This is a genomic window from Acidocella sp. (assembly GCF_052326845.1).
Classification (GTDB): Bacteria; Pseudomonadota; Alphaproteobacteria; order Acetobacterales; family Acetobacteraceae; genus Acidocella.
This window is the reverse complement of record NZ_JBKQJR010000183.1, coordinates 1-6125: the sequence shown is the minus strand read 5'-3', so window position 1 is coordinate 6125 and position 6125 is coordinate 1. Positions and strand designations below refer to the sequence as shown.

Here is a 6125-nt window from a genome sequence, read left to right as displayed (position 1 = left end):
GTGCGCGAGGCCCTGCGCGAGGCGATGACCCTGGAGATGCGCGCCGACAAGGACGTGTTCCTGATGGGCGAGGAAGTCGCGCAGTATCAGGGCGCGTACAAGATCAGCCAGGGCATGCTGGACGAGTTTGGCCCCCGGCGCGTGATCGACACGCCGATCACCGAGCATGGCTTCACCGGCATGGCCGTGGGTGCGGCGATGAACGGGCTGAAGCCGATCGTCGAGTTCATGACCTTCAACTTCGCCATGCAGGCGATCGACCAGATCATCAACTCCGCCGCCAAGACGCTGTATATGTCCGGCGGGCAGATGGGGGCGCAGATCGTGTTCCGCGGCCCGAACGGCGCCGCTGCCCGCGTGGGCGCGCAGCATAGCCAGTGCTATGCCAGCTGGTACGCGCATTGCCCGGGGCTGAAAGTGGTGGCGCCGTGGAGTGCCGCCGACGCCAAGGGACTGATGCGCGCCGCGATCCGCGACCCGAATCCGGTGATCTTCCTGGAAAACGAGATCCTCTACGGCCACACCTTCGAGTGCCCGACCTCCGAGGATTTCATACTGCCCATCGGCAAGGCCAAGGTGGAGCGTGCGGGTACCGATGTGACGATCATCGCCTTCGCGATGATGGTGGATGTGGCGCTGAAGGCCGCCGATGCGCTGGCTGAAGCTGGCATCTCTGCCGAGGTGATCAACCTGCGCACCATCCGGCCGCTGGACATCGAGACCATTGCCGCCAGTGTAAAGAAGACCAGCCGCGTGGTGAGCGTCGAGGAAGGCTGGCCCTTCGCCGGCATCGGCTCCGAGATCATCGCCACCGTGGTGGAACATTGCTTCGACTGGCTGGACGCTCCGCCGGTGCGCGTGGCGGGCATCGACGTGCCGATGCCCTACGCCGCCAACCTGGAAAAACTGGCGCTGCCGCAGCCCAATTGGGTTGTGGACGCGGTGAAGAAACTGTTCTGAGCAAGGGAGGCGCAAATGGCCATTAACATTCTGATGCCCGCTCTGTCGCCGACGATGACCGAGGGGAAACTCGCCCGCTGGCTGAAACATGAGGGCGACGAGGTGAAGTCCGGCGACGTGCTGGCCGAGATCGAGACCGACAAGGCGACCATGGAAGTGGAAGCCGTGGATGAGGGCTTCCTCGCCAAGATCGTGGTGCCGGATGGCACCGAGGGCGTGGCCGTGAATGCCGTAATCGCCATCCTCACCGCCACCAAGGGCGAGGCGGTGGACGCGCCAAGCGCCGCCGCCCCTGCCCCGGCTGCCGCTGCCCCGGCTCCTGCCACGCCTGTTGCCGCTGCCCAGGTGGTGGTTGAGCATGGCGAGCGCGTTTTCGCCTCGCCGCTGGCCCGGCGCATCGCCAAGCAGGCGGGCATCGACCTCGCCACGGTAAAGGGCTCCGGCCCGGGCGGGCGGATTGTGAAGGCGGACCTGGAAGGCGCTCCGGCGCATGCCCCAGCCCCCGTTGCCGCCCCGGTGGCGGCTGCTGCCCCGGTGGCCGCGCCGAAGCTGGCAGCACCCGCCCCGGTCATTGCCGCGCCGCACACGAAGCTGCCGAACTCGACGATGCGCAAGGTCATCGCGCGCCGCCTCACGGAATCCAAGCAGAGCGTGCCGCATTTCTACCTCACGGTGAATATCGAGCTGGACGCCCTGCTGGCGCTGCGCGCCAAGCTGAACGCGACCTCGCCCAAGGACGGCCCGAGCGCGTTCAAGCTCTCGGTGAATGACCTCATCATCAAGGCCTGCGCTATCGCGCTGAAGCGCCACCCGGGCGTGAATGCCACGTGGACCGATGAGGCGATCATCCAGTACGACGATGTGGACATTTCCATCGCCGTCGCCATTCCGGACGGGCTGATCACCCCGATCGTGAAGAGCGCGGACCGGCTGGGGCTGGCCGCCATCTCCAACACAATGAAGGACCTCGGCGCGCGGGCCAAGGCTGGCAAGCTGAAGCCGGAAGAGTTCCAGGGCGGCGGCTTCTCCATCTCCAACCTCGGCATGTTCGGCATCTCCGAGTTCTCGGCCATCATCAACCCGCCGCAGGCCGCCATCCTGGCCGTGGGCGCTGGCGAAAAGCGGCCGGTGGTGAAGGGCGATTCGCTCGCCATCGCCACGGTGATGAGCGCCACGCTCTCGGTCGATCACCGCGTGATCGACGGTGCGCTGGGCGCTGAATTCCTGGCCACGCTGAAGGGGCTGATCGAAGAGCCCTTGAGCCTGCTGCTCTAGAGCACGGTGATATCGCCTTCGCTCAATCACCATACTCTAGCTCTTTGTCTGATCGCGCGATTCAGACCTTCGGCGTCTTCGCCTACGGTCATCGCGCTCTAACCGGAAGGACCGAAAATGGCTGACAATTTTGACCTGATCGTCGTTGGCGGCGGTCCTGGCGGCTATGTCGCGGCCATCCGCGCGGCACAGCTGAAGATGAAGGTGGCCGTGGTGGAGGCCAAGCATCTGGGCGGCATCTGCCTCAACTGGGGCTGCATCCCGACCAAGGCGCTGCTGCGCTCGGCCGAGGTGAAGCACATGCTCGACCATCTGCCGGAATTCGGCTTCTCGGCCGAGAACGTGAAGGTGGATCTGGCCAAGATCGTGGCGCGGTCACGGGCCGTCTCCAAGCAGCTTTCGGGCGGCATCGGGCATTTGCTGAAGAAGAATAAGGTGACCGTGTATAACGGTTACGGCAAGCTGATGGGTGGCGGGAACCTCGCCGTGTACGTGAACGAAAAGCCCTTCGCCCAGCTCGCCGCGCCGCACATCATCCTGGCCACCGGCGCGCGTCCTCGCCAAATCCCCGGTTTAGAGGTGGATGGGAGCAAAATAATCTCGTATTTCGAGGCGATGGTGCCGGAGACCCTGCCGAAATCCCTGCTCATCATGGGCTCGGGTGCCATCGGCGTGGAGTTCGCCAGCTTCTACCGCGCGCTGGGCGTGGAGGTGACCATCGTGGAGATGATGGACCGCATCCTGCCGGTGGAGGATGCCGAGATTTCCGGCCTCGCCCGCAAGGCGTTCGAGAAGCAGGGGATGAAGATCATCACCTCCGCCACCGTGAAGAAGGCCGAGAAGGGGCCGGATTCGGTGAAAGTGACCGTGGAGGCCAACGGCAAGGAACAGGTCTTCGAGGTGGAGAAGGTCATCTCGGCGGTCGGCATTGTCGGCAATGTTGAGAATATCGGCCTGGAGAACACCAAGGCGAAGGTGGAGCGCACGCATATCGTGGTGGATGGCTACGCCCGCACCGCCGAGCCCGGCCTCTACGCCATCGGCGACGTGGCGGGGCCGCCCTGGCTGGCGCACAAGGCCAGCCACGAAGGCGTGGTCTGCGTTGAGGCGATTGCAGGGCTGAACCCGCACCCGTTCGAGACCTGGAACATCCCCGGCTGCACCTATGCGCGGCCGCAGGTGGCCTCGGTGGGCCTGACCGAGGCCAAGGCCAAGGAGGCGGGGCATGAAATCCGCGTCGGGCGGTTCCCGCTCATCGGCAATGGCAAGGCCATCGCGCTTGGCGAACCCGAAGGCCTGATCAAGACCATTTTCGACGCCAAGACCGGCGCGCTGCTCGGCGCGCACATGATCGGCGCCGAGGTGACGGAGATGATCCAGGGCTTCGTGATCGCGCGGCAGCTGGAGACGACGGAGGAGGAACTGATGCATACCATCTTCCCCCATCCGACGATCTCGGAAGCCATGCATGAATCTGTGCTTGACGCTTACGGGCAGGTTATACATTTCTGACGCATGAGCACCCGCATCGAGATCGATCACCGCGTCCGGCATCCGGAAAAGCAGGGGCGGCCGGACAATCCGATCAGCCGCAAGCCGGCCTGGATCCGGGTGAAGGCGCCCACCAGTGCCGTGTATCACGAGACCCGCGAGCTGATGCGGGAGAAGAAGCTCGCCACGGTGTGCGAGGAGGCGGCCTGCCCGAATATCGGGGAGTGCTGGTCGCAGCGCCACGCCACCATGATGATCATGGGCGAGATCTGCACCCGCGCCTGCTCTTTCTGCAACGTGGCGACCGGCCTGCCGGCGCCGCTGGATGCCGATGAGCCCCGCCGCGTGGCCGAGGCCGTGGCCCAGCTGAAGCTGCGGCATGTCGTCATCACCTCGGTGGACCGCGACGACGTGGCCGATGGCGGGGCGGCGCATTTTTGCTCCGTGATCGAGGCCGTGCGGACGGCTGCACCGGAGACCACCATTGAGATTCTGACGCCTGATTTTTTACGCAAGCCGGGCTGTGGGGAGCAAGTCGCGGCGGCCAAGCCGGACGTGTTCAACCATAACCTGGAGACGGTGCCCCGGCTGTACCCGACCATCCGGCCAGGGGCGCGCTACTACCAGAGCCTGCGGCTGCTCGACCGCGTGAAGCAGGTTGACCCGTCGATATTCACCAAATCCGGCCTGATGGTCGGGCTGGGCGAGACCAAGGCGGAAATCGGCCAGGTGATGGACGATTTGCGCATCGCGGATGTCGATTTCCTGACCATCGGGCAGTATCTGCAACCTACCGTGAAGCACGCGGCGGTGGACAGGTTCGTGACGCCGGAAGAATTCGAGGAGCTGGCCAGCATGGCGCGGGCCAAGGGCTTCCTCCAGGTTTCCGCCACGCCGCTCACCCGGTCCTCCTACCACGCGGACGCGGATTTCGCCGCACTTCGCGAAGCGCGTGCAAGGCAGCTCTCAGCGTGACCTCGTATTCCGAACAAAAGCTGGTGCCCTACACCCCGGCCCAGCTCTACGCATTGGTAGCCGACGTGGCCAAGTACCCGAAATTCCTGCCCTGGTGCGTGGGGGCGCGTATCCGCAGCCAAGTGGGGCACGAGATGGTTGCGGACCTGACCATCGGCTTCGGCCCGTTCCGGGAGAGCTTCACCTCCCGCGTGCTGCTGCTGCCCCCAGCCCCGGACGGCGCACGGGCGATCCGCGTGCAGTACGAGAAAGGGCCGTTCAAATATCTGCATAATAGCTGGGATTTCACCCCGCACCCCGATGGATGCGTCGTTGATTTCTTCGTGGACTTCGAGTTCCGCAACTTTGTGCTGCAGAAGGCCATCGGCGCCGTGTTCACCGAGGCGGTGCGCATGATGGTGCATGCCTTCCTCAAGCGCGCCCAGGCGGTATATGGCCCGGCGGCATTGGGGGCGCCAGAAGGGAACGAGCAGAAGGCGGCGGTTTAGGTATGCTGGGCGTCGAACGTCTGCCCTGGACCAGCGCAAGGCTACAATTGCCGATCTGCCTGCTGCTCGGTGCGGTGCTCTCGCTCATCGACCGTACCGATGTAAATTGGGATTTGCAGAACTACCATCTCTACGCCCCATTCGCGGCGCTGAATGGGCGGCTCACGCAGGATTATTTCGCCGCCGGATTTCAAGGGTATTTAAACCCGCTCGCGGATATTCCCAACTACTTGGCGCGCTGCGTGTTATTCCCGCACGCACCCCGCATTGCGGCACTGCTGGCTGGGCTGCCCTACGGGTTTCTGGTCTTCGTGGTGCTGCGCTTGGGACGAGCGTTGAGCGATAACTGGTGGACTGGGCTTCTTGCCGCAACACTCGGCCTGACCGGTGCGACGACGCTTTCAGAAGTCGGCACCGCCTATAACGATATTCTGATCGCCGACCTGGTGCTCCTTGCCCTGCTCTGCGCGCTGCGCGGCGGCTGGCATGGTATAACGGGCGCGGGACTGCTCGGCGGCTTTGCCGTGGCACTGAAAATGACGGCGGCAGTGTTCATCCCGCCGCTTACGTTGTTCGTGCTCTGCACCGCCGGGACGCAGCGGGAGGTACGAGCTTTAGCGCTGTTGGGCGCCATGGGGGCACTGGGCTTCATCGCTGGTTATAGCTGGTGGGGCTTGGTGTTGTGGCGGCAATTCGGCAATCCATTCTTCCCTTTGTTGGGTGGATTATTCCATTCCGCCTGGACACTTACAGCCAATTTTCAAGACCAACGGTTCTTCCCCAAATCTGCATTGCAATGGGCGGCCTACCCGTTCTTCTGGCTGCAAGGAAAAACGTTTGTCGTTTCAGAGGAGGCGGTGCGCGACCCGCGCTTTGCCTTGGCCTATCTCGCTGTATTGGCTAGAGCGTATTCCCATCTGATTGAATCGGATGGGA

At 64.0% G+C, this 6125-nt stretch carries 6 protein-coding genes; all 6 read left to right on the top strand.

The window, feature by feature from the left end:
• A partial coding sequence (locus ACLPJJ_RS12410; RefSeq protein WP_443591286.1) for a pyruvate dehydrogenase complex E1 component subunit beta occupies positions 1-960 on the top strand: 960 nt, incomplete at its 5' end.
• Positions 961-975: 15 nt separating this feature from the next.
• On the top strand, positions 976-2235 hold the full coding sequence (locus ACLPJJ_RS12405; protein ID WP_443591285.1) for a 2-oxo acid dehydrogenase subunit E2: 1260 nt from the start codon (positions 976-978) through the stop codon (positions 2233-2235).
• A 117-nt stretch (positions 2236-2352) separates the two neighbouring features.
• The gene (lpdA, locus tag ACLPJJ_RS12400) at positions 2353-3747 is read left to right on the top strand and encodes a dihydrolipoyl dehydrogenase (RefSeq protein WP_443591284.1); all 1395 of its coding nucleotides are present in this window, start codon (positions 2353-2355) and stop codon (positions 3745-3747) included.
• Between the two features lie 3 nt (positions 3748-3750).
• Positions 3751-4701, top strand: coding sequence for a lipoyl synthase (gene lipA, locus ACLPJJ_RS12395; RefSeq protein WP_443591283.1), 951 nt, complete (start codon positions 3751-3753; stop codon positions 4699-4701).
• Complete coding sequence (locus tag ACLPJJ_RS12390) at positions 4698-5189, top strand: type II toxin-antitoxin system RatA family toxin (protein WP_443591282.1); 492 nt, start codon at positions 4698-4700, stop codon at positions 5187-5189. Before lipA ends, ACLPJJ_RS12390 begins: the two co-directional genes overlap by 4 nt.
• A 2-nt stretch (positions 5190-5191) precedes the next feature.
• On the top strand, positions 5192-6125 hold a 934-nt coding region (locus ACLPJJ_RS12385), incomplete at its 3' end, for a hypothetical protein (RefSeq protein WP_443591281.1).